We start from the raw sequence: 25,438 nt of genomic DNA on the forward strand, positions 1-25,438 counted from the left end.
GACGGACACTCCGGGGGTGGCGGGAAGGGCACCCCCGGAGGCACGGCGACGGGCACTCGGGCCGGCCCGGAGGGCGGTGCGTGTCGGGCGTCCTCAGGCCGGCGTCCGTGGGAGCGCCCCCGGGGGGCAACCCGACGGGCGCCCGGGCCGGCGGCCCAGGGGCCAGGGCCCGCCGGGCACCCGCCGGGGGCCGGCGGCCGCCCCCCCCCCGTCCGTCACCCGTGACGCCTCACCCGTTCCCGGCGGCCCCGGACTCCGCCGCCCTGATCGCATCGCGGTAGGCGCGGGCCGCCGCTCTCAGGGCCGCCTCCGGGTCCACGCCCTCCGCCTCGGCGCGGACGGCCAGGGCGAGCAGTTCGTATCCGATGCCGGGCGTCCCGGGCAGGGGGACGTCCAGGCCGGCCGTGCGGGCACGGGAGGCGAGCTTGGCGGCGAGGGCCAGGCCGGGCTGCTGCAGCGGGATGCCCTCCGTCACGGAGGTCCGCCGCTTCTCCTCGGCCTTCGTGCGCAGCCAGTGCTCCTTGACCTCCTCCGGCGTCTCGGCCGTCTCCTCGCCGAAGACGTGCGGGTGGCGGTGGATCAGCTTGGCCACGATGCCGCCGGCCACGTCGTCGATGGAGAACGGTTCCTCGGGGTCCTCCTCGGCGATCCGGGAGTGGAAGACGACCTGGAGCAGCACGTCGCCCAGTTCCTCGCGCAGCTCCGTCCGGTCGCCGTCCTCGATCGACTCCACCAGCTCGTACGCCTCCTCGATGACGTACTTCGCCAGGCCCTGGTGGGTCTGCCGGGAGGACCACGGGCACTCGGCGCGGATGCGGTCCATGACCTGCACCAGGTCGAGCAGGCGGGCGCCGGGCAGGTCGTAGGAGGCGGGCAGCAGCTCCAGCTCAGGCATGCTGACGCGCCCGGAGCCGGCGAGCCGGGCCAGGCCGTCGGTCAGCGCCGGCTCGCCCTCGCCCGTGGCCACGACCACGATCGTGCGGCCGCCCGCGCAGGCGGCGACCAGCTCCTCGGCGGTCGGCGACGCCTCCTCCACGGCTATGCCCGCCTCGCGCAGATACGGCAGCTGCGGGTGCGCGCCGTCCGCGCACAGCACCCGGTCGGCGGCGCGCAGCGCCTGCCAGGCGGGCCAGGACAGCAGGCCGGGGGCGACCCGGTGGCTGGTGGTGAGCAGGACGACACGGCCGGGGGAAGCGGCGTCGGAGGCAGCGGCGGCGGCGTTGGTGTTCACGCTTTGAACGTAACGCACCGCGCCGACGCTCTTTGGGGTTGTCCACAGGCGAGGGACGGCGGGGCCGCCGACCGCGCCCCGCCCGCGTCCCACCCGCCGCATGAGCGTCCGCCCTGCCGGGTCAGCCCCGCCGCGTCACGCGGCCCGCTGGGCTCCCGCCGACGTCTCCCGCAGCCACGGCGTCTTCGCCTCGGCGTTGCCCTTCTGCACGTCCCAGGCCCCGTAACGGGGATTGAGGTCGATGTGCAGTTCGCCCGAGGCGGTGGACAGGGCCTTCCAGAAGGCCGGCTGGCTGGGGTCGGTGTGCAGCTTCGCCGCCAGCTTCTGCGCCTCGACCTGAAGGCGCAGGTTGTCGTCCAGGCGCTGCGGCGGCACCCCGTACTGCTGCAGCCAGGCCCTGCGCAGTCCCTCCGGGCCGCCCGCCTGCTGCTCCAGCCCGGCGCGCATCGCCTGGACCTCGCGGGCGGTGACGGTGACGCCCGCGTCCCGGGCTGCACGGTCGAGCACCCGGTCCAGGACCATCTGGTGCAGGGTGTCCCGGGTGAGGGTGCCGGTGCCGGCGACGGCCTGCTGGTACTGCGTCTCGTCGGCCACCGCCGCCCGCTGGGCCCGGCGCACCTCGTCCACCCGGCTCTGCAGTTGCGCGACGGTGATCCGGTGGCCGCCCACGACGGCCGCCGCGCCGGGATGCGCGTCGTTTCCGCAGGCGGTGAGGAGAGGGGCCGCCGCGACGATCGCGGCGGACAGGACGAGCGCGGTGCGACGGCGGCGGTGCAAGGAAACCTCCTGAGGGGAGATTGTGCGACGGAGCACAAAGTCTTGCGGTGATCGATGGTAGGCAGCGGCCGGTCCGCGGCCAACCCATTCGACCAACGATTCCCGGGCGTTTCCGCTACCGGCCCGCGCCCGGCGTGCCGCCGCGTGTCCGCCGATCCGCCCTGCGTCCGTTCACTGCCTCGCCCACTGCCCGTCTGCCGATCGGCCCTGCGTCCGTCCGCCGCCTCGCCCGCCGCCCGTCTGCCGATCCGCCCTGCGCCCGCCCGCCGCCCGTCTGCCGCGCTCCCCGCCGCGCCTCTGCCGCCGCGATCCGCCCGTCTGCCGCGCCGCGGTCCACTCACGCTCAGGAGCGAGCCTTGACCGCCCGTTCGACGGCGGCCGCCACGTCCGCGCGCAGCCCGTCCCCGACCCGCACCGTGCTCACGTTCTGCCCGGCGGTCCCCCCGCCCACCAGCACGAACCCGGTCTTCCGGTAGCGCGGCGCGGTCTCGCTCGCCGCCGCGACCTCGGGCCGGCCGACGGCGAGGACGACGTCGCAGGAGCGTTGGAGCATGCCGTTGAGGAACGGCCGCGCGTTGCCGACGCTCTGCTCGCCGGTCACCTGGGCGTAGCTGACCCGGGCGTGGGTGGCGCGCGAGGCGTCCTGCATGCCCTGCCAGACGTCGGCGGCCGGGGCGCCGATGATGCCGTCCTTGCCCGTGAGCAGGCAGGCGTCGGTCTCGGTGTAGTGGCGGGCGCGGGTGTCGGGGATCGGCGGCCGGTCGTCGTGGCGGCTGAGCAGGACGCCGGTCACCACGAGCGCGCCGACGACGGCCACCGCGCCGCCCGCGAGGGCGATGGTGCGCCCGCGCAGGGCGCGCAGCCGCGCCACGACGGCCCGCCCCACCACGGCGAACCTGCCGCCCGCCCGGGTCCGCGCCTGCGCGGGGCGCGCCTGCGTCACCTGCCGTACCTGCTTGGCCACGTCCTACCTGCTTCCTTGCCTGCCGTGCACGGCGCCGTTCGCTCTTCCTCCGCCGTGCACGGGTGTCACCCGCCGATCGCCGCCGGCGTCGTCTCCGTGTGCCGGACGGGCCGCCGCGGCCACGCCGTCCAGGCGTGCACGGAGGCGCCCACCGTGGACAGCAGGATCAGCAGCAGGTCGTTGGCGAAGAGCAGCCCGTGCGTGTCCTCCGGCGTCAGGGCCAGCTCGGTGAGCCAGGCGGCCAGCACCGCGCTGAACGCCGCGCACGCCCACCAGCGTCCGCCGCCGCCGCGCCCGCGCACCGCCATCACCAGGGAGGGCACGGGACACAGCAGGCCGAGGCTGAGGAGGGGCAGCGCGGTCAGCCCGGCCCGCACGAGGTACGGCCGCAGCACGGCAAACCTGCCGAACCTGGCGAGCCTGCCGAACCTGGCGATCTTGGCGACCACTCTCATCCGTGCCGTCCCCTCCCCTTCGTCTTCGTCCCGCTCACCCCGCGCCTTGCCGCTCGCTCCCGCGCGCCCGTGGGCGAGCGGAAGGTCAGCCGGTGATGGCGACCGGGGCGTCCCACCAGTCGCGGTCGACGGTGAGGGTGTAGCCGCCGCGCGTCTCCTTGCTGTTCACCTTGTACTGGTGGCCGCGGCTGTGGTCGGTGAACTGGGTGGAGCCCCAGGGCCAGTCGGTGGTAGTCGTCTCCTTGCCGTCCCAGAGGGCGTACCAGAGGTTGCCCGGCAGGTCGGCCTTGTTGCTCGCGGTGGCGATGGCCTTGGCGCTGGAGCTGGTGAAGCCGTAGAAACCGGCCCGGTACGTCTTGGCGCGCAGTTCCTTGTCGAAGGCGCGGACGTAGGCGAGCACGGCGTCGTTGCACGACTTGTTGGTCGTGTCGTACGGCTCCATGTCGAGGTAGATGGGGCTGCCGGTCTTCATCCCGAGCGCGGAGGCCTTGGCCACGGCGTCCTTGGCGTCGGTGGTGCCGAGGGAGGTGGCGGTGGAGGCGGTCAGCTTCTCCGGGTTGGAGCTGGTCTGGCACGGCGGCTGGGCGCCCACGTAGATCGGGATGAGCTTCCAGCCCAGGGAGCTGACGGACTTCACCCAGGAGGCGGTGAGGTTGGGCTGGTTGCAGCCGCGGTTCTTGCCGCCCACGTAGACGGCGGCGGCACCGTAGTACTTGTCGGTGCGCCAGCCCTTCATGGCGCTCAGCGAGGGCGCGGTGCAGGTGTCGAAGGCACGGCCGGTGTACGTCTTCTGCGCGGGCCAGGTGGTGGCGGCCATCGAGGTCTGCGCCGCGATCCCGGCGCCCGCGAGCACAGCGGCCCCGGCCACCGCCCACGTGATGTACCTGCGCTTCTTGGACTGCCGGTGCTCGGCCATCCCCACCCCTGTCTGTCTCTGCCCGCGCGCGAGCGTGCGCGGGTGTGCCTGCGTGGCGTGCGTGTCGGATGCGGCGTACGACGGCGGTCGGCGGCGTACGTCCACTGGAAACGTTGCTGGTCCCCCTGACGGGCGCGCGCGGTCCGTCTGCCGACTCCCCGGGCGCCCTGAGCGGATCGCAAAGTAACCCATGCGGTTCCTGTGAACGGGAAACGGAGTCTCTTGATCATCACATGATTGCCTCAAGCGGCGGCAAAAACATGCGTGGTCGGGACTCCTCACGCAGGGCCGCGCCCACCGCCCGGTGGCTTGCCCGTGCTCCTTGCACGTGGGACGGAGTCAGGCCACGGCCAGCTCGCACCAGACGACCTTGCCCCGGTTGCCCTCCCTGGACAACGGCTGCCATCCCCACAGATCCGCGCACGCCTTGACCAGCGCCAGCCCGCGCCCCTCCTCCACCTCAGCCGTCTGCTCCAGCGGCACCGGCGGCTCCGGCGGCGCGGGATCCGCGTCCCACGCCCCGATCCGCAACACCCCCGCCGCCCAGCGCACCCGCAGGGCGGCGGGCCCCTTGGTGTGCCGTACGGCGTTGGAGACCAGCTCGGTCGCGAGCAACTCGGCCACGTCGACCAGCCGGATCAGCCCGTGCAGGGTCAGGATCAGACGGAGGGTGCGGCGACTGACGGTGACGGCGCGGGGATCGTTGGGGATGTAGAGGCAGTACTCCCAGGGTTCGCGCGGGACTTCGTCGTTTTCGGACATGGCGCAGCTCCGTTCGAGGCCGGTGGAGGATGAGATGCGCGGCGGCGTCCGGGCGGTGGCCTGCCGCAGCCGTCGTGGCAGGACGGAGCGGTGCGCTTCCGGGGTCCCGGGAAATCCGCAGCGTGTGCGTCGCGTCACCGACGGTAGGGCTAACCTGTTATCCGAAGCAAGCCGATCGCGTAAGGTGACCTCGAACGGGCTGCACCAGCAGACGTGTTGATGCAAGGAGCGGTCGATGGTGCTGAGGTCCGAGCCGACGGCACGGCAGGTGCGGCTGGGGACCGAGTTGCGCAGACTCCGCGAGGCGGCGGGACTCACCGCTCGTGAGGCGGCGGCACTGCTCGGCACGAGCCGCGTCCAGATCAGCCACATCGAGTCCGGGCTGACGGGCGTGAGCGAGGAACGACTGCGCCGCCTGGCGTCCCACTACGCCTGCACGGACGACGAGTTCGTCGACGCTCTGGTGGCCATGGCCACCGACCGGACGCGCGGCTGGTGGGAGGAGTACCGGGGCCTGCTGCCCACGTCCTTCCTGGACCTGTCGGAGCTGGACCACCACAGCTCGTTTCTGCGCGAGGTGTCCATCCTGTTCGTCCCTGGCCTCTTGCAGACGGAGGACTACGCGCGCGCCGTCTTCTCCTCCAGGGTCCCGGAACTCACGGCTGACGAACTCGAGATGCGCGTCCGCTACCGCATGGCGCGCCAGGCGATCGACATCCCCTACGAGGTGATCATCCACGAGGCGGCGCTGCGGATCAGGGTCAGCGACCGCGCCACCTCAAGGACCCAGCTCAACCGCCTCCTCGAGCTCTCCGAAGCGGATCACATCACCCTGCGCGTCGTGCCCTTCGACCTGGACGGCTTCTCCAGGGCCTCAAGCACCATGACCTACGCCGGCGGGCCGGTACCCAAGCTCGACACGGTGGTACGTGACGCGCCCCACGGCTCGGTCTTCATCGACTCCGAAGCCCAACTGAACGCCTACCGAACACGTTTCCGTAAAGTGAAGGCCCTGGCACTCGCACCCGACCGGTCCCGCGACCTGATCCACAGGCTGACGAAGGAGCTGTGAGGCACCCATGGCCACTCACGACAACTGGCGGAAGTCGTCCTACTCGGGCGAGGGCGACGGCAACGCCTGCGTAGAGATCGCAGCCTCCCCCACCCGCACAGCCGTCCGGGATTCCAAGGCCCCGGCCCGCGCCACCCTCACCTTCCCGACCGCGGCCTTCGCCGCCTTCCTCGACACCCTCAAGAGCGAGGAATTCCCGCTGCGGAACGGCTGAGGTCGCCGTTTCCGGACATCATCACCCCGATACGTCGAGGCCGGACAACCTCACTGTTCGACCCAGGTGTGCTTGGACCACATCCGGTCGCGGTCCGCGGCCTCCAGGAGGACCTGGATCCCTGTCTCCCGGGGGAGGATGCACCCCCTCGGCCAGTGGATCTCCTCTCCGGCGACCATGATCTCCACCTGTTCGGGATCGTCGACGAGTTGCAGGTTGTAGAACGTCCGGTAATGAAGTGCCGTGACCGTGGAGAACTCCGGTTCCACCGTCACGATCACACAGTCGTCCTCACCGTCGTCCAAGGTCAGGCCGAGGGACGCATCCGACGGAATCGACCGGTACACATCCGGGAGCTCCGACAGATGCACCTCTGAGCGACGGTACGAGGGATCCCACACTTCGACGGTCACCACATTGGACATTCAGCAAGACGCCGTTTCTTATGGTGCGTCCGAACATGCCCGTTGGAGGGCATCGAAGGCCGCACTGGCGTTGTCGGCAGGGAACAGACGCAGGATGGTGGCCCGGTTCGGCGTCGTGATGACGTAGTGCCGCGCCAGGTAGGAGAGATCTCCCCAGCTCTCTCGGGCATGGGCGCGCATGAGGACCTGGCCGCATCTCGTGCAGGTGATCCAGGGGACAAGGACGAGACCGGCCAGGTCCTCGGCCATATCTATTGCCTCGGGTACGGTGCTTTCGTCGCCTTCGATCAACTTCATGGGGCCCGGTGCGCCTTCAACACGGCACTGAAGGATCTGGGGTGTGAGGGCCTCCCGCTCGCCCCAGGTCTCTGCGAGTACGGCGATCTGGGCCCTGACCGTCTCGCTGATCAGCACCTTGTGGCCGAGGATGCCGGAGACGAGCAGACCAAGCCCCGCCTCCTGCTCTCCGATGTCCCAGCAGTCTTTGACTTCCTGGGCTTCGGCCTCCGGCAGCAAGGCAGCGAGCCGGTTCCAGATGACGGCGTCGTCGGTCACCTGGCAGACGTTACCGGCCGGCGCTGACACTCGGACGCCCAGGCAGACGAGCATGACCGCGATCACAGTAAAGCCAGGGAAGTGTTCGGGCTTCTGCTCATAGCGCCGATGGAGCCGACGGCAGCCGGACAGCCACGACATGGTCCACTCGACCACCCAACGATGACGGCCGAGGCGGGCTGAGCTCTCGACCCCGCGGCGTGCGATTCGCGGCATGATGCCGCGTTTCCGCAGCCATGGAACAGGGCGTCCAACTCGTCACCATCATGGAACTGCTCGGCCACGCCAACATCGGCATCACCGCCCAGGTCTACGCCCACGTTCGCCTGCGCCTCCAACACGACCCCATCAACCAACTCGGCGACGTCCGTCAGCGTTGCCGTCAGGTGGCCTTGGGCGCATGGTTGACAGAGGCATCAGCCGAATCGCTCAACCGCCAGGTCAAGCCATTTCCGCCCCAATGCTGCAGACCGTTCCCGCAGTTCCGTTCTCTGCACATCTCCGTACCCAACAACTGCTGACAAGTCAGCAATATCCCGCCGCTGAATATCAGCCTCTTCGCCCGACAAGCGTGCGTTGCACCGACGCTCAAGCCGGAAAGAGAAGTTACGGACTATTGATGAACAGTCACGCAGGACTCCGACCCCCAGTCCCGCAGGGGCACCCAACGCCGTATACAGGGCGACAGCTCCCTGGTACGCGAATGCACGAGCCCCGGTGACGTCATCACCAATAGCGAGCTCTCGCATCGCAGCAATCCCTTCTCGCTTTTCACGGAATTGTTCAGACGAAAAGTTCTCGGAGGACCACAAGGCATCCAAGGAACGTACGTACGTCTCCAGATCAGCCGTCCGGCCATCCGCAGCAACCACCCAGAAAAGGATGGGAGTCGCCCGTTCTGCGCAGGCCGCGGCGAACGCAGCGGCCTGCGCAGAAGTCGCACCCTGCACGAATTCTTCTAGATTCTCGATCCCGGCCAATAGAAAATCCTGATCTTCATTCCACGCTCCAAGGCGACACCTGCTCCCCGGCCCACGGCTGCTCAACCCGTGCCGAGGGACGCATCCGGCAGAAGCGACCGGTACACATCCGGGACCTGCGAAAGAATTTCCTGAGCGGTGGCCACGCGCCGACTCCTGCCAAAAATGCGCCGTCGAACAAACCGGACGAGTGATGCCGGCTAGTAATGCAACCTGATTTTGACTCCCTGCCTGAGGAGTCGCCAGGCGGCGCTGCCCGTGGGTCCCACGTTGCCCGTCAGCCGGATTCTGTACGGTGGACTCTAGAACGACGTCGCTGGCCCTTGGAAGGGCTCGGAGTCCCCCCACTCCCAGAACGCGGTGCCTGCATCGATTTCACACTGAACGGCCCGGAACNGCCGTCGAACAAACCGGACGAGTGATGCCGGCTAGTAATGCAACCTGATTTTGACTCCCTGCCTGAGGAGTCGCCAGGCGGCGCTGCCCGTGGGTCCCACGTTGCCCGTCAGCCGGATTCTGTACGGTGGACTCTAGAACGACGTCGCTGGCCCTTGGAAGGGCTCGGAGTCCCCCCACTCCCAGAACGCGGTGCCTGCATCGATTTCACACTGAACGGCCCGGAACAGCGGACTGGGGTCCGACGATTCAGGGATGTCGATCGCGATGTGGCGGTCGCCGCTCCACTCGCTGAGAAAGCCACCCGACTGGACGGCATTTCTCAACACAAGGCGAGAGTCATCACTCGGGCGGGGCTCCATGAAGAACACCCTGAAAATTCGTCGCCCGGATCGCTCGACCACTCTCTCCACGAACCGGGAGTCACGGATTTCCACGACATCTCCGAGAGCCAGCCCATACGCACTAACGGGATGCAGGCGACTTCGTAGCCTCCGCCAGTGCGGGTTGACAGCCAGATTTGTTCGCACATTTTTTCGAACCCGAACGGCTCCAGATCCACCATGGCGATGTAATTCTCCGCACCCCGGCCTACGGGATCTTCGTGGGCGATGTAAGTGGTCTCGCTCACCACGGCCTCTCCTGCTTATCTGTGTTCACCAAAACATGGTCCACGCAACTTCAGTCCGATGATTCAGCATGCAGTCGGCGCAGAGCCAATACGCGGCCTGATGACGCTGTCCTCGCCCCATAACACGGATCTGGGCTGACAGCGTTTTGGTTCGCCATTTCACTCACCGCACGCAGTGATCAACAGGTGGGCTCCCCGAGCCGGGCGACGCACATCTCGGGCAGTCGCTCCCGGGTTAGGAGGCGGTGCTCTTCATCCACTCTTTCAGCGCCCGGTGATAGTGCATCGCGTCACTTCCGGCGTCGATCCGCAGCTGGAAGAGTTCTTGACCGGAAATCGGATTACTCATCGACCAGAGCTGATCCGCAGCGGCGGCCTGGCCCACGGCCTCGAAAGAAAACCAACTGATCGCTCCCTCTGGCGCAGGCAACCCGTGCTGATCGAACTCCAAGGCCACGGTGTACGTGGATCCGATCACTCGGGCCAGTTGTCGGCTCGCATCCTCCTCCATGTCGATCAACCCTTGAACGGCGTCGAGTACAGCTGTCACCGCACGTGCCCACGGACGCCGTGAGTTCTCGGCCGCGGCACGCAATTCTTCTACCTTCGGTCGTGCCGCTCGCCGAGTACTCGATTCGTCACCGTGGCCCCCGTACTGTCGCCAGAAGGATTCCACCACCTGGACTGCGGGATACGCATCCTCCGCGTCGCCCGACATCTCGGCATGCAACGAGACGATGGTGTCCATGCGACTGGCAGCGATAACTGCCAGCAACGACCTCCGCAGAGAAAATTCCCGACCGGGACCTTCGAGTACCACGGTGCCCCTTACTTCCAGACAGCCAGAGTCTTGGTGAGGATCTTACCACCGGTCCGCTCAATCAGTGGAGCATAGAACTCTTCACAGAAATGGTTACTGGCGATCAGCATTTTTGGTTCGACGCCGAGTGCCTAGGTGCATCCGGTTGTTGATCACTGAGGTTTTCTCAACGAAATGTTCTGCGCGAACAGGTCCGCCGGCTTCGGAGTTGCGGGACAGCATTCAGAGCGACATGCCGATCAGATCCGTCAGAGCCGAGGAGCAACCCGTGAAACGTAGTGATCAACAGGTGGGCTCCCCGGGGACCGCACGAAGGAGGTGAACTCCCCGAGCCGACCGATGTCGCCGTTTCCGTACACCCTCACCAATTCTTCTGCTGCTGTGCCTGCAACGCGGGCACCGCGTAGTCCAAGCACGCCGCCAGCACCTTGCCCGCGAGTTCCCCCGGCTCGGTGTCAGGCGTCACGGTCCACCAGAAGTCCTGTGCGCCGGGCATGAGATCACCGATCCTCGACCACCATGCCCACTTCCCGTAAACCTTGTTCGGGACCGGCCGCGCCGGGAACTTCGCTCCCTCGTCCAGCACCTCCTGCCACTTCTCCTTCGGCACAGCGGCCAGATTGATCGTGAACCTCAACCGGGTGGCTGTCACACCCGAAGACTTCTGAATTCCGAGCAAGAGCCACATTCCAGGGTCTGGGAGCTCGAAAACCTGCCCAGAACCTGTAAAACCTAGCTTCCGCAATTCCGGAGACAGCCCCTTGCGGACTGCCGTGGAAAAAATTTCCTGAGCGGTGGCCACGCGCCGACTCCTGCCAAAAATGCGCCGTCGAACAAACCGGACGAAGATGCCGGGTAGTAATGCAACCTGATTTACGTTGCCCGTCAGCCGGATTCTGTACGGTGGACTCTAGAACGACGTCGCTGGCCCTTGGAAGGGCTCGGAGTCCCCCCACTCCCAGAACGCGGTGCCTGCATCGATTTCACACTGAACGGCCCGGAACAGCGGACTGGGGTCCGATGATCCAGGGACGTCGATCGCGATGTGGCGGTCGCCGCTCCACTCACTGAGAAAGCCACCCGACTGGAGAGCATTTCTCAACGCAAGGCGAGAGTCAATCCTCGGGCGGGGCTCCATGAAGAACACCCTGAAAATTCGTCGCCCGGATCGCTCGACCACTCTCTCCACGAACCGGGAGTCACGGAGTTCCACGACATCTCCGAGAGCCAGCCCATACGCACGGAACGGGATGCAGGCGACTTCGTAGCCTCCGCCGGTGCGGGTTGACAGCCAGATTTGTTCGCACATTTTTTCGAACCCGAACGGCTCCAGATCCACCATGGCGATATAATTCTCCGCACCCCGGCCTACGGGATCTTCGTGGGCGATGTAAGTGGTCTCGCTCACCACGGCCTCTCCTGCTTATCTGTGTTCACCAAAAAATGGCCCACACAACTTCAGCCCGATTATTCAGCACAGATCGGGCGACGACAACGTCTTGGTTCCCTCTTGCCGACCAACTGACCACAGGACACGAAACGCCCGGCCCCACCTGGAGCGCAGGGAATCAGCCGAAGCGTTCATCCCTCAGGGAAGCCATTTACGCCGGGAACGAAGGGCCCCCGTGGCGATCACTCAAAACAACGTGTCTTCCTGTGGTTCTTCAGTCGCCCCGGTCGAATCCGCCGGAGGGACATCGGCGGAACATCTGTTGACAGCGAAGAGCGATACGGCCTCCACTTCGACATCAGGCTCATCCGGCGCGGGCGTGTACAGCGCAACGCCCATGCCGTGAAGGACACCACCGGAATCATCCACCTCCACGGTCACACCCATGCGCGCCAGATCGGCCACGACGTCACCGAACGGGCGGCCGCACAACTCCACAGAAGCCAAGGTCGGCCGCGCCGTTGTCGTCGCCTCGATGAAGACGAGCCGATCCGATCGGTCAAAGCTGAGGAGCAACCCAAGAGGCACGTAGTGATCCACAGGTGGGGTCCCCGGGGTCCGCACGAAGGAGGTGAACTCCCCGAGCCGATCGCGCAGCACCTCTCTCTTCTCCCCGAAACGGGCCGACCCCAGCCCGGTCCACGGAATCACTTCACCCACGAGCTTTTCCTTCAGTCACAGACGTCCATGGTGGCGTCTCACCGGGGACTGGTCCCGCCGGTGAGACGCACCCGACCTTACGCCGGGCCTGCCCATCCCCTCCGGGCGGGGTCAAAAGAGCGTGAGCTGAACGTGCACCCCGGTCTTCACGGTACGCAGCGCCTGGAATGCTGCATTATTCGGAAGATCCGCGATCATTTCTCCGATGGCATTGTTGTATTTCCCTGGGAATCTACTGACCACGTCGTCGATGTCCATTTGCATCGCTTCATCGATCCTTCCCTGAGAGATCAGGTTTTTTTGGACAGCCCGCCAGGTTTCCGGCCCGTCCCCACGTCCCCAACTGGATGTCGCGACATGGTCCGCCTCGTCCATCTGGATCGACGGCCCGTAGCGCAAGCCGAGTGGAGAACTCTGATTGGCGGGCATGTGGTTGATCTCTGTACCCGGCACATTCCTCTTGGTGACCGGGTCCTTGAGGTCCTTGTACCTGGATGCCCCTCTGTAGACGTGCCCAGGCGGCGCGGTGCCGCACTTGGCCACGGCGTTCGCGTTGTGGACGAGGACCGGCGTTTCGCCCGCTTCCACGTAATAGGTGTGGAGGGTGCCGATGGTGAGGTCGTAGGTGGTGGTGTTCGCGTGGTACAGGCGGACACCGGTGACCTGTGCCGTGCCGGTCGGCGTCTGGAGGACGTCGCCGGGCTTCAGGTCCTTCGCCTCGACGAAGGCCGACTGCGTCTCGTCGTAGAAGGGGTGGTGGAAGGTCGTCGTCAGGTGGGCGTCCTGCGCGCCGGCCTGCGTGGCCTGCGCGGACGACACCGTGCTGACCGCCGCCGCCGGAGCCGTCGCCGGCTCGTGCGGGGCACCGGGGCCGTGGCCGCCCGCGAGGGCGCCCAGTACCGCCGCCGAGGCCGTCAGGCCGAGCGCCGCCTTGCGGGCCGCCTTCTTCGCCAGGGACCTCGCGCCCGTCTTCACGGACTTCTCGGCCGTGGAGGCGGAGGAGTGTCGGGTCTTCCTGATCGTCACGTCCACGAAGTCGTGGTCCGTGTGCGTCACGATCACCGCGGTGACCTTGTGCGCCTCCGTACCCGTGGCGCCCGGCACCGAGTTGGCGATCGTGTCGCCGACCTTCACCTGGTCGATGGCCTTGGTCGTGCCGTCGGCCATCAGCACCCGGGTCGAGCCGGTGAAACTGTGCGGCCCGCCGATGCGGCAGCTCGGCCCGGACTCCTCGGCGGCGCCGCCCGGCCCGTCCTCCGAGTGGGACTGGGCCCTCGTCCCCGCCCCGTCCGCTTCCGCCCGCGAAGCCGCCGCCTCCGTGGCGTCCCTCGCGCCGGCCTCCTCGACGTCCGTGGCGCCCTTGCCGAACAGCCCGCCGACGACCTTCATCGCCTTCGGCGCGACCTTCGACAGGATCTTGCCGCCCAGGCTGCCCAGCGCGCCGCCGGCCGCGCCCGCGACCGCGCCTTCGACCGCCGAGCCCGCGAACGCGCCGGCGCTGCAGTCGTCACCGCCGTTCTCCGCGCACTTGAAGCCCTGCTCGACCAGGGAGCCCGCCGCGCCCGCGGCGGCCGCGCAGCCGATGGAGCCGACGCCGCCCGTGATCGCCTCGCAGCCGGCGAACACCGCCGTGGAGACCACGAAGGAAGTGATCGCCGCGGCATGGTGCTTGACGAACTTCGCCGTGGACTTCGCCGCCTTGACGGTGGCGTGGTAGGCGGTCCTGGCCGCGCGGGAGACGGCGTGCGCCGCCTTCTTCGCCACGTGCGCGACCTTCTTGGCCGCCTTCTTCACCGTGTGCACCACGCGGTGCACCGCGCGCGAGACCTTGTGGTAGGCCGAGTGGACCGCGTGGACGACCCGGTGATAGGCGCGTCTGACGTGTCTGGCGGCGTAGTGGTACACGCGCCGCACCACCCGCACGGTGGCGTGGTAGTAGTCCCGCACCTTGTGCACGACCTTGTGCGCGACGTGCTTGACCGCGTGGACCACCTTGCGGGCCACGTGCTTGGCCGCGTGGTAGACCTTGTGCGCGACGTGCTTGACCGTGTGGGCGACCTTGTGCACCGCCTTCTTGGCGTGGCACACCAGGTCGAACATCGAGCAGTTGCCCGACTCGTCCGTACCGCCCAGCGGGTTGTCGTCGACGTAGGCGAACGGGTTCGCCGACACCGAGTTCGGCACCGGGTCCAGCGAGATGCTGTCCTTGTTCAGGAAGACGCCCGTGTCCGGGTCGTACCAGCGCGAGGCCGTGCCGACGTCCCCCGTGCCCGGCTCGGTCCACCCGGACTGGAAGCCCAGGTGGCCGGAGATCGTGTTCGTCGGCGAGATCACCTTGCCCAGCGGGTCGTAGGACACCGAGCCCGCCAGCGAGGTCGCCCCCGCCGTGAACGTGCCCACCACGTCGCTGTGCTGGTCGGTCAGGGCCAGCACTCCGCTGCCGCCGGCGGTCGACTTGATGCCGATGAGGCCGCCGGAGGGGTCGTAGGTGTAGGTGTCGTCGCCGTCGGAGGCGATCGTGTTGTCCGCGCCCGAGTAGGAGAAGGTCCGCTGGGACCCGCTGCCCGTGTCGGTGTCGGTGATGTTGCGGGCGAAGGCGTCCAGCGTGTAGGACTGCCCGCCCGCGACGACCTGGCCGCCGAAGGCGTCCGTCCGGTACGTCACCGTGCCGCCGGCCGCCGACGACTCCTGCGTCATCGTGCCGCGCGGCGAGTAGTCGTAGGAGTGGACGCCGTCCGAGGTCAGCTCGTCGCGCTCGTCGTAGGTGTAGACGTCCGAGCCGTTGCGGATGCGGTTGCCCGAGGCGTCGTAGGCGTACGTGGTGGTCTTGGTGCCGTCGTTCCACGACGTCAGGCGGTTCGCCCAGTCGTAGGTGTACGTGTTGGCCGACGCGCCCGAGACACCCGTCGTCGTCTTCGACGTCAGGTTGCCGTTCTTGTCGTAGCCGTAAGCGAAGCTCGCCACCGTCGAGGCGCCCTGCACCAGCACGTCGCTGGTCAGCTCGTGCGCGCTGTTGTAGCCGAAGGTGCGGGTCTGGCCGGTCGAGCCGTACTTGACGCTGCGCAGCTCGTTCAGCACGCCGTAGGAGAAGGTCAGCTGGGTGCCGGTGGCCGCGTCGTTCAGGGACGACAGCCGGCCGGCCGAGTCGTAGCCGTACGTCGTCGTGCCCGCCGCGTCCGTGCGGGAGGTCATCTGACCGTCGTCGTTGTAGGCGAAGCTGGAGGAGCCGCCCGAGCCCGAGGCCGTCAGCAGGTCGCTGCGGTCGTCGTAGGTGAACTCCTCGTGGGTGGCGTCCTGATGGTCCGCCGCCCCGGCGATGCCCGCCTCGTCGGTGTCCGCCGACAGCACCCGCCCGTCCGCGTCGTAGCTGAAGCTCCGCTTGGCGGTGGCCGCGTCGGCGCCGGCGCCGGACATCGTCTTGAGCTGTCCGACGGCGTCGTACGTCATGGTCGTGGTGACCCCGCCGGGCAGGGTGACGTTCGTCATCTGCCCGTCGGCGTCGTAGGCGAAGGTCGTCGTCGAGTCGGCCGCGGAGGTGTACTTCGCGGTGGTCGGCTCGATGACCTTCTCCTGCTGGCCCCACGGCGTGTACGTGTAGCGCCAGGAGTTGCCGCGGCCGTCGGTGAAGCGGGTGCGGTTGCCGGCCGCGTCGTAGCCGAAGGTCGTGGTGATCGACGTCGAGGCGTCGACCGGCTGGATCTCCTGCGTGACGGTGCCGGCCGCGTCGTAGGTGAAGTGGCTGGTGTGGCCGTTGGCGTCGGTGGCGGCGGTCATGTTGCCGACGCCGTCGTACGTCTGGGAGGTCTCCCAGAGCTCGGTGCCGTTCGCGTCGAAGCCGCGGGTGGCCGTCGGGTCGCCGTCGACGTTGTAGTCGACGGTGGTGTAGGTGCCGTCGGCCAGGGTCGTCCTGGTGGTGTTGCCCTCGAAGTCGTAGGCGTAGCGGGTGGTGTTGCCCGCGCCGTCGGTGACCGAGGTGATCTCACCGGCCCGGTCGTAGCCGTACGTCGTCTTCACGCCGCCCGGGGTGGTCGTGGAGGCGACGTGCGCGCCGTAGGGGTTGCCGGTCGTCACCGCGTACGAGTTGGTGGTGGTCAGCGTGCGCGTGGACGGGTAGCGCTCCAGCGTCGTCTGCGTCAGCTGCCGGCCCAGGAAGTCGTAGGTGGCCTGGGTCTGCGCGCCCGCCGGGTCCGTCATGGACAGCTGCTCGCCGTTCGGGTCGTACGTGGCGTGCGTCTTGGTGCCGTCCGGGGCGGTGGTCTGGACGAGGTTGCCCATCTGGTCGTACAGGTACTGCGTGGTCCTGCCGCCGGGCGTGGTGACCGAGGTCTGGTTGCCCTCGCTGTCGTAGGTGTAGACGGTCGTGCCCGCGTTCGGCGCGGTGGCGCCCGCCGGGGTGTAGGGCGGCAGGGTCTCGGAGACCTTGTTGCCCTCCGCGTCGTAGGCGGTCGTGGTGACCAGGCCGTTGGGGTCCTCTTCCTCGACGGCCTCGCCGAAGGTGTTGAAGCCGCTGGTGGTCACCGGCCGCACGGTGGCCGCGGTGGTGCCGTCCGGTTCGGCCTGCACGGCGGGCGCGGTGGTGACCGCGAGGTTGCCCGCCTCGTCGTAGGAGTAGTCGGTGGTGTGGTGCTCGGCGTCCGTCATGGACGTCGGCAGGCCGCGCCGGTCGTAGGTGTACGTGGTGGTCTGCGCGTCCGAGGAGCCGACCGTGCCGCCGTCGCGGCCCTTGCCGTACAGCGAGGTCACCTCGGTGTCCGACAGCGCCCGCTGGTAGACCTGCACGTCGGACACGGCGCCGGGCAGCAGGTCGGTCGGGTTGCCCGCGTACTTGGCCTGCCCGATCGTGAGCGGGCCGGTGGCCTTCCACGGGGCGGTGTTGGTGCCCGAGCCGGACAGGGTGCCGTTGACGTAGATCTTCACGGCGCCCGTGGCGGCGTCGTACACGCCGACGAGGTGGGTCCAGTCGCCGCTGGTGGGCTTGGCGGTGGAGTACGCCGCCGGGAAGGTGGCGCTGGAGGCGTCCGTGCTGGTCTGCTCCATGCTCCACAGCGGCGCGCTGGTGTGCGCGTAGTTGTACTGGAGCATGAACGCGCTGTTGGTGGTGCCGGTCTGCGCGACCACCGTCGCGTTGTGGGTGGGCAGCGCGCTCATCTTCACCCACGCCGAGACCGTGTAGGAGGCGCTGGTGTCGAGCACGGGGCCGTTGGTGGCGATCTGCTGGCCGGAGGTGCCGGCGAAGTTGGCCGCGCCGTCGCTCCAGGTGACGCCCGCGGCCTGGGCGGAGTTGCCGCCGCCCGAGGCGTCGGTGACGTGCGTGCCGGACGTCTGGTCCAGCTTCCACCAGCCCGCCGGGTGGCCGGAGGCGTCCCCGTACAGCGTCTCGCTGAGCAGGTTGCCCATGGCGTCGTAGGTGTTGGTGGTGGTCCGGTCGTAGCCGGTGGCGTCGTGGTCGCTCTCGGTGGCGACCTGGTCGTCCGGGGTGTACGACACGGTGGTCACACGGTCCACGCCGGTCGGGTCCAGCTCGGTGGAGGTGGTCCGGGAGGCGGCGTCGACGGTGTACTTGGTGACGGTCTCGCCGTTGTCGGTGGTGGACTGCACCAGGTTCCCGGCCGCGTCGTAGCTGTCCGACTCCAGCAGGTACGTGCTCGTGCCGTCGGCGCTGGTGCGCTTGACCGTCGCGGTCAGGCCGTCGTCGGTGTACGTGTACGACGTGGTGTTGCCCATCGCGTCGGTGACGGACGCGAGCCGGCCGGCCGGGTCGTAGGCCCGGGAGGACTCGATCAGCAGCGTCGGCGGCTGCGGGTCGGTCGGGTCACCGGTGTACATCAGGCCCTGCGTGAGCAGGTTGCCGTTGTCGTCGTAGGTGTAGCGGGTCTCGTTGCCGGCGCTGGTGACCTCCTTGGTCTTGTTGCCGGAGGAGTCGTACGTGTACGTGGTGGTGTTGCCGTTGGGGGCGTTCTCGGCCGCGTTGGCGTCGGACTCCGTCGCCACGTGGTCGTAGGCGTCGTAGGTCCACGTCTGGGTGCGCGGCTTGTCACCGCCGCTCGCGTCCGCGACGGTCTGCGAGGTGGTGTTGCCGTCCTCGTCGTAGACCGTGGTGGTGACGGCGGCGTGGGTGGCGCCGGTGACCCGGTCGGTGAGCTGCGGGTCGTGCTCCTCGACCACCTGGCCGGCCGCGTCGTAGGTGTAGGTGGTGACCAGGCCGTTCGGGTAGGTGTCGGAGATGACCTTCTGGCTGGTGACCTGGCCCAGGCCGTCGTAGGTGTACTGGGTGACCAGGCCGATGGCGTCGGTGGTGGAGGCCACGTCGCCGTTCTTGAAGTACGACACCTTGTTGACGGCGCCGCCCGGGCTGACCGTCTTCACCGGCAGGCCCTTGGGCACCACGCCGCCGTCGGCGGCCGGGTAGGCGCTGGTGCCGTCGCTGTACTCGGTGGTGACGGTGCGGCCGGCGGGGAAGCCGGCCACCGGCGGACCGGTGACCGCGGTCTGGTTGCCCGCCGCGTCGTAGGTGTACGACGTCAGGTAGGTGGGGTCGGTCGCGGACGCCGACCGCCCGTCACGCTCGGTCAGCAGCTGGTCGTTGCGCGGGTCGGCGGTGGTCAGCTGGGCCGTGGTGTCGTCCGGGTAGTACGTGTAGTACTCCGTGCTGCACTTGTTCGCCGCCTGGTCCTGGCAGGACGTGGAGGAGACGATGTTGCCGCGCACGTCGTGGCCGGTGATCGTCATCGCCCCGTTGGGGTCGGTGACCGTGTGCTCGAACCCGGCCGTGTCGTAGCCGAAGCTGGTCTTGTTGCCCAGGCCGTCGGTCTCGGTCAGGGCGCGGTTGCCGTGGACGACGTCGTAGGTGTAGGTCAGCGTGGAGCCGGTCGGCGAGGTGACCTTGACGGTTTCCACGGGCAGCAGGCCGGTGGAGTTCCTGGCGGCCTCGATGTGCGCCTCGATGTCGTCCTGGGTGAGCCCGGTCCCGTAGAAGGCGACCTCGGCGAGGGAGCCCTTGAAGTGGCTGACGTCGCCGGGCGAGTCGTACCAGCTCTTGGCGAATCCGGCACCCAGGTAGAGGTGGCTGTTCGACTGGTCGTTCGGCGCGCCGGTCACCGTGGCCTGCTGGACGCCGTCCAGGTACATGACCTGGGTGGTGCCGGTCACCGTGAGCGCGGCGTGGTGCCAGGTGTTGTCGGTCACGGTGCCGGTGGAGGAGAAGGCCGTGCCGCCGGTGGCGGTGCCGGACCAGAAGTGGCCGTGCAGCTTGTTGTCGCTGCCGACGTAGAGCACCGGGGTCCAGGTGCCGGACGCGGCGGTCGCCCCGGCCACGGGCACGGACTGGTCGCCGATCAGCACACCCTGCGAGGACGTCTTGAACCACAGCTCGACGCTGCGGTCGTTGTGGGCGTGCAGCAGGGCGTCGGGCACCTCGACGTAGGAGTCGGTGCCGTTGAACGAGGCGGCCTTGTGGTCGCTGAACGGCCCGGCCGCGCCGAGCGTCACCCCGCTGTACGTGCCGTCGCCGCCGCGCACCTCGTCCAGGGCCTTGGCGGCGCCGGCCGCCTCGCCGAGCCGGAAGTACTCGGTGGGCGCACCGCCGAGGACCGCGCCGCGGTAGGTGTCGCTGGAGCCGGTGACGGTGGGCGCGCCCAGCTTCCACACACCGCCGTTCTCGTCGGTGAGCTGGGTGAGCGTGGTGCTGTCCGAGTCGTACGACATCGCCGCGAAGGTCTTGCCGGACGGCCGGGTGATGCTGCTCAGCAGGCTGGCGCCGTGCGTGCCGTAGGTGTAGAGCGCGTTGACGTCGGCGGCGACCAGGGGGCGGCTGTACCAGGCGACGTCGGCGATGGAGCCGTTGAAGTAGGTGGCGTAGCCGGTGCCGTCGGAGGTCGAGTAGTGCGACTCGTCGGGCCAGGAGCCGCCGAGGAAGCCGGTGCCGAGGTAGTTGAAGGACTGGTTCTTGCCGAAGGCGGTGGCGCTCTTGATGGAGACGGTGCCGGTGCGCGAGCCGACCTTGGCGTTGTCCAGGTACAGCGTCTGGGAGTTGCCGGCGGCGGAGAGCACCACGTGGTGCCACTTGCCGTCGGCGACGGACGCGGCGGACACGATCGGGTTGACGCCGCCGCTGTACCAGAACTCGGCGTTCAGCTTGCCGTCGGTGCCGACGTAGATCGAGGGGGTGTAGAACCCGGCGGCCTGCCCGGAGCCGATCGGCTGGGAGGCGTAGGAGTAGAGCACACCGGGGCCCTGGGAGGTCTTGAACCACAGGGAGATCGCCCCGGAGTCGGTGTCGTTGCCGAGGTTCTTGGGCAGCGCGACGTCGGAGGAGGTGCCGTTGAAGGTGGCGGCCTTCGCGGACGACCCGGTCAGCGGGCCGGTGCTCTGGCCGAGGGTGACGTTCTCGTACGTGGCGTTGGTCGTGCCCTCATTGGCGAGGACGGCGTCCTTGGCGGTGGTGCCGGAGGTCTCCGACAGCGGCCAGAAGGCGTGCGGGTCCAGGTCGAGGGCGGCGTTGCGGTAGCCGGAGCCGGAGTCGTAGCCGTAGACGGTGCACTTGGTGCTCGACAGCGGCGAGCAGACCTTGGTCAGCCGGTCGCCGGAGTAGCCGTACGTCCACGTCTGGGCGGTGGTGGCGTCGCCCGGGGTGACCGGGTCGGTGACCACGGTCGCCACGTGCGCGGTGAGCGCGCCCGAGGGGGTGGACCAGGTCAGCGTCAGGGAGCGGCCGGAGACCGCGGAGGCCATCTTGGTGATGTGGCCGCTGGTCCAGGTGAAGGTCACCGACCGGCCGTTGGCGTCCGTGACCGAGGTCAGGCCGTAGCCACCGGAGCCCAGGGACTGGGTGAAGGTGTAGACGGTGTCGTCCTTGTCGGTCAGCGTGTAGCCGCCGGTGACCGACGTGAAGGTGGCGAACCGTCCGCTGCCGGGCGTGAACGTGCCGTCGGCGTTCTTGCCGTAGCCGACCTGGGAGCCGTCGGGGTAGGTGACGACGACGCCGGAGACCGCGCCGGAGGCGGTGTACTGCTCGGTGGCCCGGGAGTCGAAGATGCTGGACCAGCCGGCGCCGAACGCGCCCGTCCAGCGCGGGTCGCGGGAGTTGTAGTCGCGCTCGACGTCCAGGGAGGGGCCGACGGTGGAGATCGAGGCGTCGGTGTCGGAGGTGGTGTAGTTGCCGATGGCGGCGTCGAAGCCGTGGTCGCTGCTGTTCTGCGACAGCCCGGAGGTGATCACGGGCTGCGGGACCTGCACGGACAACGCGTACAGCGTCGCCGGCGAGTACAGCTTGGTCGTCGGGTCGTACGCCTGGACGGCCCAGGTGTAGTTCTTGCCCCAGGCGAGCTTGCCGGCGGGCACGGTCCAGTCGCCGGTGGAGATCAGACCCGAGTCGACGATCTTGGTGGTGCCGGTGGCGTCGAAGACCTGGAACAGGTACTCGTTGCCGCTGCCGCTGGTGGAGTTCGCGCCGCCCGCCCAGGCGGTCAGCTCCGGCTGCGTGGTGCCGACGACGGAGTTGTCCGGCGGGAACTGCTCGTACAGCTGCGGGGCGGTGTTGCCGGTGTAGGTGACCTCCAGCCACGGGCCCTTGCCCGGGTCGTTGAAGGAGCCGAACTGCTTCCAGTGCGCGGCGTCGGTGGTCACGGCGTAGACCGCCAGGCCGTGGTCGGCGGTGGTGCCGTTGAACCAGCCCTGGATCGCGGAGGTGGACAGCGGGACGCTCACCCAGTCGCCGACCGAGCGGTCGGCGCCCGTGTTGGCGCAGGCGTTGGGCACGCTGGGCGTGGCGTTGCCGATGGAGGAGCCCATGGACGGGCCCGGGTAGGAGGTGACGGACTCAGGCGTCCAGGAGCTGGTCACCAGGGCGACGTCGAAACGTTCCGGCGTGCAGGTGGACGCCCAGGTGTCGAACAGGTGCAGGGTCGCGGCGGTGACGGTGGCCTTGCTGCCGTCCCAGGCGGTGTCCCAGTGGTTGACGAAGCTGTTGGCCGCGTGCGTGCCGGAGTCGTAGGAGCCGACCTTGATGGTCTGCTCGTAGGAGTGGTCGACGTTGTTGCCGGCGCCGGACTCGGCGTAGGTGGTGGTCCAGCCGTCGTCGACGGTCGGGTCGACGGTGACCGGGAAGACCCGGTGGGCGTCGTGCAGCCAGCGGCTGTCCAGGGTGATCCTCAGCGCGTAGCCGTCCTTGCCCGCGCGGAGCAGTTCGGTGGTGACGTCGTGGGTGGTGGCGGGGTCGCCGGAGCGGCGGTCGACATGGGAGTCGTAGGCGTACGCCGGGGGGATGCGCTCGACGGTCCTGCCGTCGGCGTCGCGCAGGTCGATCCAGCCGTTGTGGCGCTGGACGGGGGTGAGGCCCTTCAGGGCGAGGGGGAAGGTCCAGGAGTTCGCGGCGTCCGCGGAGTGCAGGACGACCGACTCCTTCACGCCGGTGGCGGTGGGGGCCACCTTCAGGTCGGTGGCGTCCAGGACGCCGGGGTAGGTGACGGTGGAGCCGGCGGCGGTGCCCCGGACGGGGGCGGCGTTCTTCAGGCCGTAGGTGACGCGGTGGGCGGAGTCGGCGGCGAGGGAGACGAGGGCCGGGTCGGTGGCCTTGGCGCCGAAGTCGACGGCGAGGGAGTTGGCCTTCTCGTGCCAGCGGCCGTCCGGGCCGGCCCGGACGTCCACGTCGATGGGCGCCCACCGGCCCTTTCCTACCTGGTAGTTGACCGGGACGGGGGATATGCGGCGGGTGGTGGAGCCGTCGGCGTTGTCGTAGACCGTCTCGGTGCGCGTGGACTTGGTCGCGTCGCGCTTGCTGGTGCGCGGGTCGAACACGCCGCCGCGGCTGCGGCCGTGCTGCACGGTGGCCCGGTGCGGCTGGTAGGCGGCCAGCTCGCCGCGGCCCTTGCCGGGGGCGTGGCCGGTGCCGCGGTGCGCGGCGGTGGCGGAGGCGGAGACGTGGTGCCGGTGCCCGGCGGCCGTGCCGGACCGCTGGTGCGGCAGCTTGCCCCAGTGCGGGTCGGTGAACCAGGACGCCAACGACGACAGGCTCATCCCGGGCAGCTGGATGCGGCCCAGCTCGCGGCCCTCGGCGAGCGCCTGGTCGGTCGTCAGCATCAGCGCGAGCGCGGTGAGGACCACCACGGCGAGGGGCCGGCGCGCGCGACGGGTGCGGCGGGCGGGTCGTGCAAACCCCGCGGGGCGCCCTCGGCGGAGGCGGCGGCTGAGCGGCCACAGAGGCACGGCTTCGACTCCAGCAATCAAAAATCGACAAAGAAACGTGCCGATCTTGCTGGCTGTGAACAACCTGTGGACAGACTCAAAAGCTGATCTTGTGCAGAGCTTGACGAGTTCTTGCGAAACCCGACCGATTTGCTGTCCGTCGCCCGTTTGCCACTTGTGAACACCTTTGCCGAACCGTCACGGGTTCCGCATCGGTCCTTCACCTGGCGGTGACTCAGATCCGAGTCGTTCCAGTGCTGTTGGTGGTCATCCGCCACACTGACGCAGCATCATCTGCTTGTCCGCCGCCGTCACCGGCAGCTCGTACTTCAGTGAGACCTGGGCGAAGCGCACGCTGTAGGCGCACCGGATGCTCTTGCTCGGCGGCAGCCACGTCGCCGGACCCGAGTCGCTCTTGGCGGAGTTGGCGGGGCCGTCCACCGGGATGAGGTTCAGCGGGTCGTTGGCGATCTGCTCGCGCTTGTCCTTCGTCCAGTGCGCGGCACCCATCTGCCAGTCGTAGGACAGCGGCATCACGTGGTCGATCTGCACGGTGGTGGCGTGCGACTTGGTCCAGTGGATCGTCCGGCCCGTGTAGGGGTCGTGCAGGGTCATGGAGACGACCACGCAGTTCGAGCCCTTGCGGTAGCTCAGGTCCTCGCCGTCGCGCTTGAGCAGGTCGTTGCGGGTGTCGCAGCCGTTGCGCGCCCACGGGACGCCGTCGGCGGTGTCCATCCAGGCGTAACCGAACTCGTCCCGGTCGTACCCCGTCTTCGGCCCGCGCCCCTTCGTCGCCACGCGGGCGATGAGCTTGCGGGCGGCGGCCTTGTCCGCCTCGCCGGTCACCGGGGCCAGGCCCGGCTTGGTCCCGTCCGGGTTGCGCAGCGGGCTGACGGCGTGTCCGTCCGAGGCGGGCGCGGGCGCCCCGCTGCCGCCGGCCCCGCCGGCGCCGTCCGTCGTGTCCTTGCAGCCGGCGACCAACGCCACCGCGGCACACACCGCGAGCCCGCCCCGCAGCAGGCCCCGCGCCGGCCCCCGCCCCCGCCATGTGCCCGCCCCGGGCTCCCGCTCACCCCGCGTGCTTGGCCGCCACCACCGCGTCGAACACCTCCCGCTTGGGCAGCCCGGCCTCGGCCGCGACCGCCGCGATGGCCTCCTTGCGCCGCTCGCCGGCCTCCTCGCGCGCACGGACCCGCCGGACGAGCTCGGCCGCGTCGATCTCCGCGGGCCCCTTCTCGGGCGCCCCCTCGACGACCACGGTGATCTCGCCGCGCACCCCCTCGGCGGCCCACGCGGCCAGCTCGCCGAGTCCGCCGCGCCGGACCTCCTCGTAGGTCTTGGTCAGCTCCCGGCACACGGCGGCGCGCCGCTCGGCGCCGAACACCTCGGCCATCGCCGCGAGCGTCTCCTCGATGCGGTGCGGGGACTCGAAGTAGACGAGCGTGCGCCGCTCCTCGGCGGCCTCCCGCAGCCGGGAGGTGCGCTCGCCCGCCTTGCGCGGCAGGAACCCCTCGAAGCAGAACCGGTCCACCGGCAGCCCGGACAGCGCCAGCGCGGTGAGCACGGCGGACGGGCCGGGCACGGCGGTGACCCGGACGTCCTGCTCGACGGCCGCGGCGACCAGCCGGTAGCCCGGGTCGGACACCGACGGCATGCCCGCGTCCGTCACCAGCAGCACCCGCGCCCCGCCCAGCAACTCCTGGACGAGTTCCGGGGTGCGGGCGGACTCGTTGCCCTCGAAGTACGACACGACGCGCCCGCGCGGGGTGACGCCGAGGGCCTGCGCGAGCCGCCGCAGCCGCCGCGTGTCCTCGGCGGCCACCACGTCCGCCTCCGCCAGCTCCGCGGCGAGCCGCGGCGGGGCGTCCTGCACGTCGCCGATGGGAGTGCCCGCCAAGACAAGGGTTCCAGTCACATCCCTCATCCTCTCAAGCCCTCGCCCCCGGTCC

20 protein-coding genes and 1 pseudogene are annotated in these 25,438 nt (G+C 69.1%); 3 read left to right on the forward strand and 18 right to left on the reverse strand.

The window, feature by feature from the left end; genetic code table 11:
• Nucleotides 1–229 precede the first annotated feature (229 nt).
• The 6 genes from GV126_RS30610 to GV126_RS30635 all read right to left on the reverse strand — a co-directional run bounded on the left by GV126_RS30610 (nt 230) and on the right by GV126_RS30635 (nt 5,105).
• A complete protein-coding gene (locus GV126_RS30610) occupies nt 230–1,231 on the reverse strand; it encodes a nucleoside triphosphate pyrophosphohydrolase (RefSeq protein ID WP_159672717.1) in 1,002 nt (333 codons plus the stop codon).
• A gap of 135 nt (nt 1,232–1,366) precedes the next feature.
• A complete protein-coding gene (locus tag GV126_RS30615) occupies nt 1,367–2,008 on the reverse strand; it encodes a SurA N-terminal domain-containing protein (RefSeq protein ID WP_159672719.1) in 642 nt (213 codons plus the stop codon).
• A gap of 343 nt (nt 2,009–2,351) precedes the next feature.
• Nucleotides 2,352–2,972, reverse strand: a complete 621-nt coding sequence (locus GV126_RS30620) for a type 1 periplasmic-binding domain-containing protein (protein ID WP_159672721.1) — start codon at nt 2,970–2,972, stop codon at nt 2,352–2,354.
• A 65-nt stretch (nt 2,973–3,037) separates the two neighbouring features.
• Nucleotides 3,038–3,427 (reverse strand): hypothetical protein, encoded by a 390-nt coding sequence (locus tag GV126_RS30625; RefSeq protein ID WP_159672723.1) that lies wholly within the window; start codon nt 3,425–3,427, stop codon nt 3,038–3,040.
• A gap of 85 nt (nt 3,428–3,512) precedes the next feature.
• Entirely contained in the window at nt 3,513–4,343 is an 831-nt protein-coding gene (locus GV126_RS30630; RefSeq protein WP_159672725.1) for a glycoside hydrolase domain-containing protein, read from the reverse strand.
• Between the two features lie 339 nt (nt 4,344–4,682).
• The gene (locus GV126_RS30635; protein WP_159672727.1) at nt 4,683–5,105 is read right to left on the reverse strand and encodes an ATP-binding protein; all 423 of its coding nucleotides are present in this window, start codon (nt 5,103–5,105) and stop codon (nt 4,683–4,685) included.
• A gap of 235 nt (nt 5,106–5,340) precedes the next feature.
• On the opposite strand from GV126_RS30635, the gene GV126_RS30640 reads away from it, so the two are divergent.
• Nucleotides 5,341–6,177 (forward strand): helix-turn-helix domain-containing protein, encoded by an 837-nt coding sequence (locus GV126_RS30640; protein WP_159672729.1) that lies wholly within the window; start codon nt 5,341–5,343, stop codon nt 6,175–6,177.
• Between the two features lie 7 nt (nt 6,178–6,184).
• Entirely contained in the window at nt 6,185–6,391 is a 207-nt protein-coding gene (locus tag GV126_RS30645) for a DUF397 domain-containing protein (RefSeq protein ID WP_159672731.1), read from the forward strand.
• 50 nt (nt 6,392–6,441) lie between these two features.
• Here GV126_RS30645 and GV126_RS30650 read toward each other — a convergent pair whose 3' ends face one another.
• From GV126_RS30650 to GV126_RS35950, 3 genes and pseudogenes are all read right to left on the reverse strand, one after another.
• Nucleotides 6,442–6,666, reverse strand: coding sequence for a hypothetical protein (locus GV126_RS30650; RefSeq protein WP_159672733.1), 225 nt, complete (start codon nt 6,664–6,666; stop codon nt 6,442–6,444).
• Between the two features lie 168 nt (nt 6,667–6,834).
• Entirely contained in the window at nt 6,835–7,371 is a 537-nt protein-coding gene (locus tag GV126_RS30655; RefSeq protein WP_159672735.1) for a hypothetical protein, read from the reverse strand.
• A 119-nt stretch (nt 7,372–7,490) separates the two neighbouring features.
• Nucleotides 7,491–7,605, reverse strand: a pseudogene (locus GV126_RS35950) (IS5/IS1182 family transposase); the annotation flags it as partial.
• Nucleotides 7,606–7,607: 2 nt separating this feature from the next.
• Between GV126_RS35950 and GV126_RS30660 the strand changes: the two are divergent.
• Nucleotides 7,608–7,892: a hypothetical protein gene (locus tag GV126_RS30660; protein ID WP_159672737.1), complete on the forward strand. Its 285-nt coding sequence runs from the start codon at nt 7,608–7,610 to the stop codon at nt 7,890–7,892.
• A 989-nt stretch (nt 7,893–8,881) separates the two neighbouring features.
• On the opposite strand, the gene GV126_RS37515 is transcribed toward GV126_RS30660, so the two are convergent.
• The 9 genes from GV126_RS37515 to rsmI all read right to left on the reverse strand — a co-directional run bounded on the left by GV126_RS37515 (nt 8,882) and on the right by rsmI (nt 25,404).
• Nucleotides 8,882–9,184 carry a DUF4265 domain-containing protein gene (locus GV126_RS37515; RefSeq protein ID WP_159672739.1) on the reverse strand — a complete coding sequence of 101 codons (303 nt, stop codon included), beginning with the start codon at nt 9,182–9,184 and terminating at the stop codon, nt 8,882–8,884.
• Nucleotides 9,070–9,378, reverse strand: a complete 309-nt coding sequence (locus GV126_RS35955) for a hypothetical protein (protein ID WP_185948274.1) — start codon at nt 9,376–9,378, stop codon at nt 9,070–9,072. Before GV126_RS35955 ends, GV126_RS37515 begins: the two co-directional genes overlap by 115 nt.
• A gap of 235 nt (nt 9,379–9,613) precedes the next feature.
• Nucleotides 9,614–10,126 (reverse strand): hypothetical protein, encoded by a 513-nt coding sequence (locus GV126_RS30670; RefSeq protein WP_159672741.1) that lies wholly within the window; start codon nt 10,124–10,126, stop codon nt 9,614–9,616.
• A gap of 433 nt (nt 10,127–10,559) precedes the next feature.
• Nucleotides 10,560–11,000 (reverse strand): DUF4304 domain-containing protein, encoded by a 441-nt coding sequence (locus GV126_RS30675; protein ID WP_159672743.1) that lies wholly within the window; start codon nt 10,998–11,000, stop codon nt 10,560–10,562.
• 108 nt (nt 11,001–11,108) lie between these two features.
• The gene (locus GV126_RS30680; RefSeq protein WP_159672745.1) at nt 11,109–11,606 is read right to left on the reverse strand and encodes a DUF4265 domain-containing protein; all 498 of its coding nucleotides are present in this window, start codon (nt 11,604–11,606) and stop codon (nt 11,109–11,111) included.
• Between the two features lie 228 nt (nt 11,607–11,834).
• A complete protein-coding gene (locus tag GV126_RS30685; protein WP_159672747.1) occupies nt 11,835–12,308 on the reverse strand; it encodes a hypothetical protein in 474 nt (157 codons plus the stop codon).
• Between the two features lie 111 nt (nt 12,309–12,419).
• Nucleotides 12,420–23,408 carry a LamG-like jellyroll fold domain-containing protein gene (locus GV126_RS37235; RefSeq protein WP_159672749.1) on the reverse strand — a complete coding sequence of 3,663 codons (10,989 nt, stop codon included), beginning with the start codon at nt 23,406–23,408 and terminating at the stop codon, nt 12,420–12,422.
• 348 nt (nt 23,409–23,756) lie between these two features.
• Nucleotides 23,757–24,506 carry an HNH endonuclease family protein gene (locus tag GV126_RS30695; protein WP_159674287.1) on the reverse strand — a complete coding sequence of 250 codons (750 nt, stop codon included), beginning with the start codon at nt 24,504–24,506 and terminating at the stop codon, nt 23,757–23,759.
• Nucleotides 24,507–24,558: 52 nt separating this feature from the next.
• A complete protein-coding gene (rsmI, locus tag GV126_RS30700; protein WP_159672751.1) occupies nt 24,559–25,404 on the reverse strand; it encodes a 16S rRNA (cytidine(1402)-2'-O)-methyltransferase in 846 nt (281 codons plus the stop codon).
• Nucleotides 25,405–25,438 lie beyond the last annotated feature (34 nt).

The organism is Streptomyces mexicanus (genome assembly GCF_902506575.1).
In the GTDB taxonomy this organism is placed as follows: Bacteria; Actinomycetota; Actinomycetes; order Streptomycetales; family Streptomycetaceae; genus Streptomyces; species Streptomyces mexicanus.

Coding starts and splice junctions, on each gene's coding strand:
- GV126_RS30625 (WP_159672723.1), bottom strand. CDS start 3,427: ATGAGAGTGGTCGCCAAGATCGCCAGGTTCGGCAGGCTCGCCAGGTTC.
- GV126_RS30630 (WP_159672725.1), bottom strand. CDS start 4,343: ATGGCCGAGCACCGGCAGTCCAAGAAGCGCAGGTACATCACGTGGGCG.
- GV126_RS30635 (WP_159672727.1), bottom strand. CDS start 5,105: ATGTCCGAAAACGACGAAGTCCCGCGCGAACCCTGGGAGTACTGCCTC.
- GV126_RS30640 (WP_159672729.1), top strand. CDS start 5,341: ATGGTGCTGAGGTCCGAGCCGACGGCACGGCAGGTGCGGCTGGGGACC.
- GV126_RS30645 (WP_159672731.1), top strand. CDS start 6,185: ATGGCCACTCACGACAACTGGCGGAAGTCGTCCTACTCGGGCGAGGGC.
- GV126_RS30660 (WP_159672737.1), top strand. CDS start 7,608: ATGGAACAGGGCGTCCAACTCGTCACCATCATGGAACTGCTCGGCCAC.
- GV126_RS30670 (WP_159672741.1), bottom strand. CDS start 10,126: ATGGACACCATCGTCTCGTTGCATGCCGAGATGTCGGGCGACGCGGAG.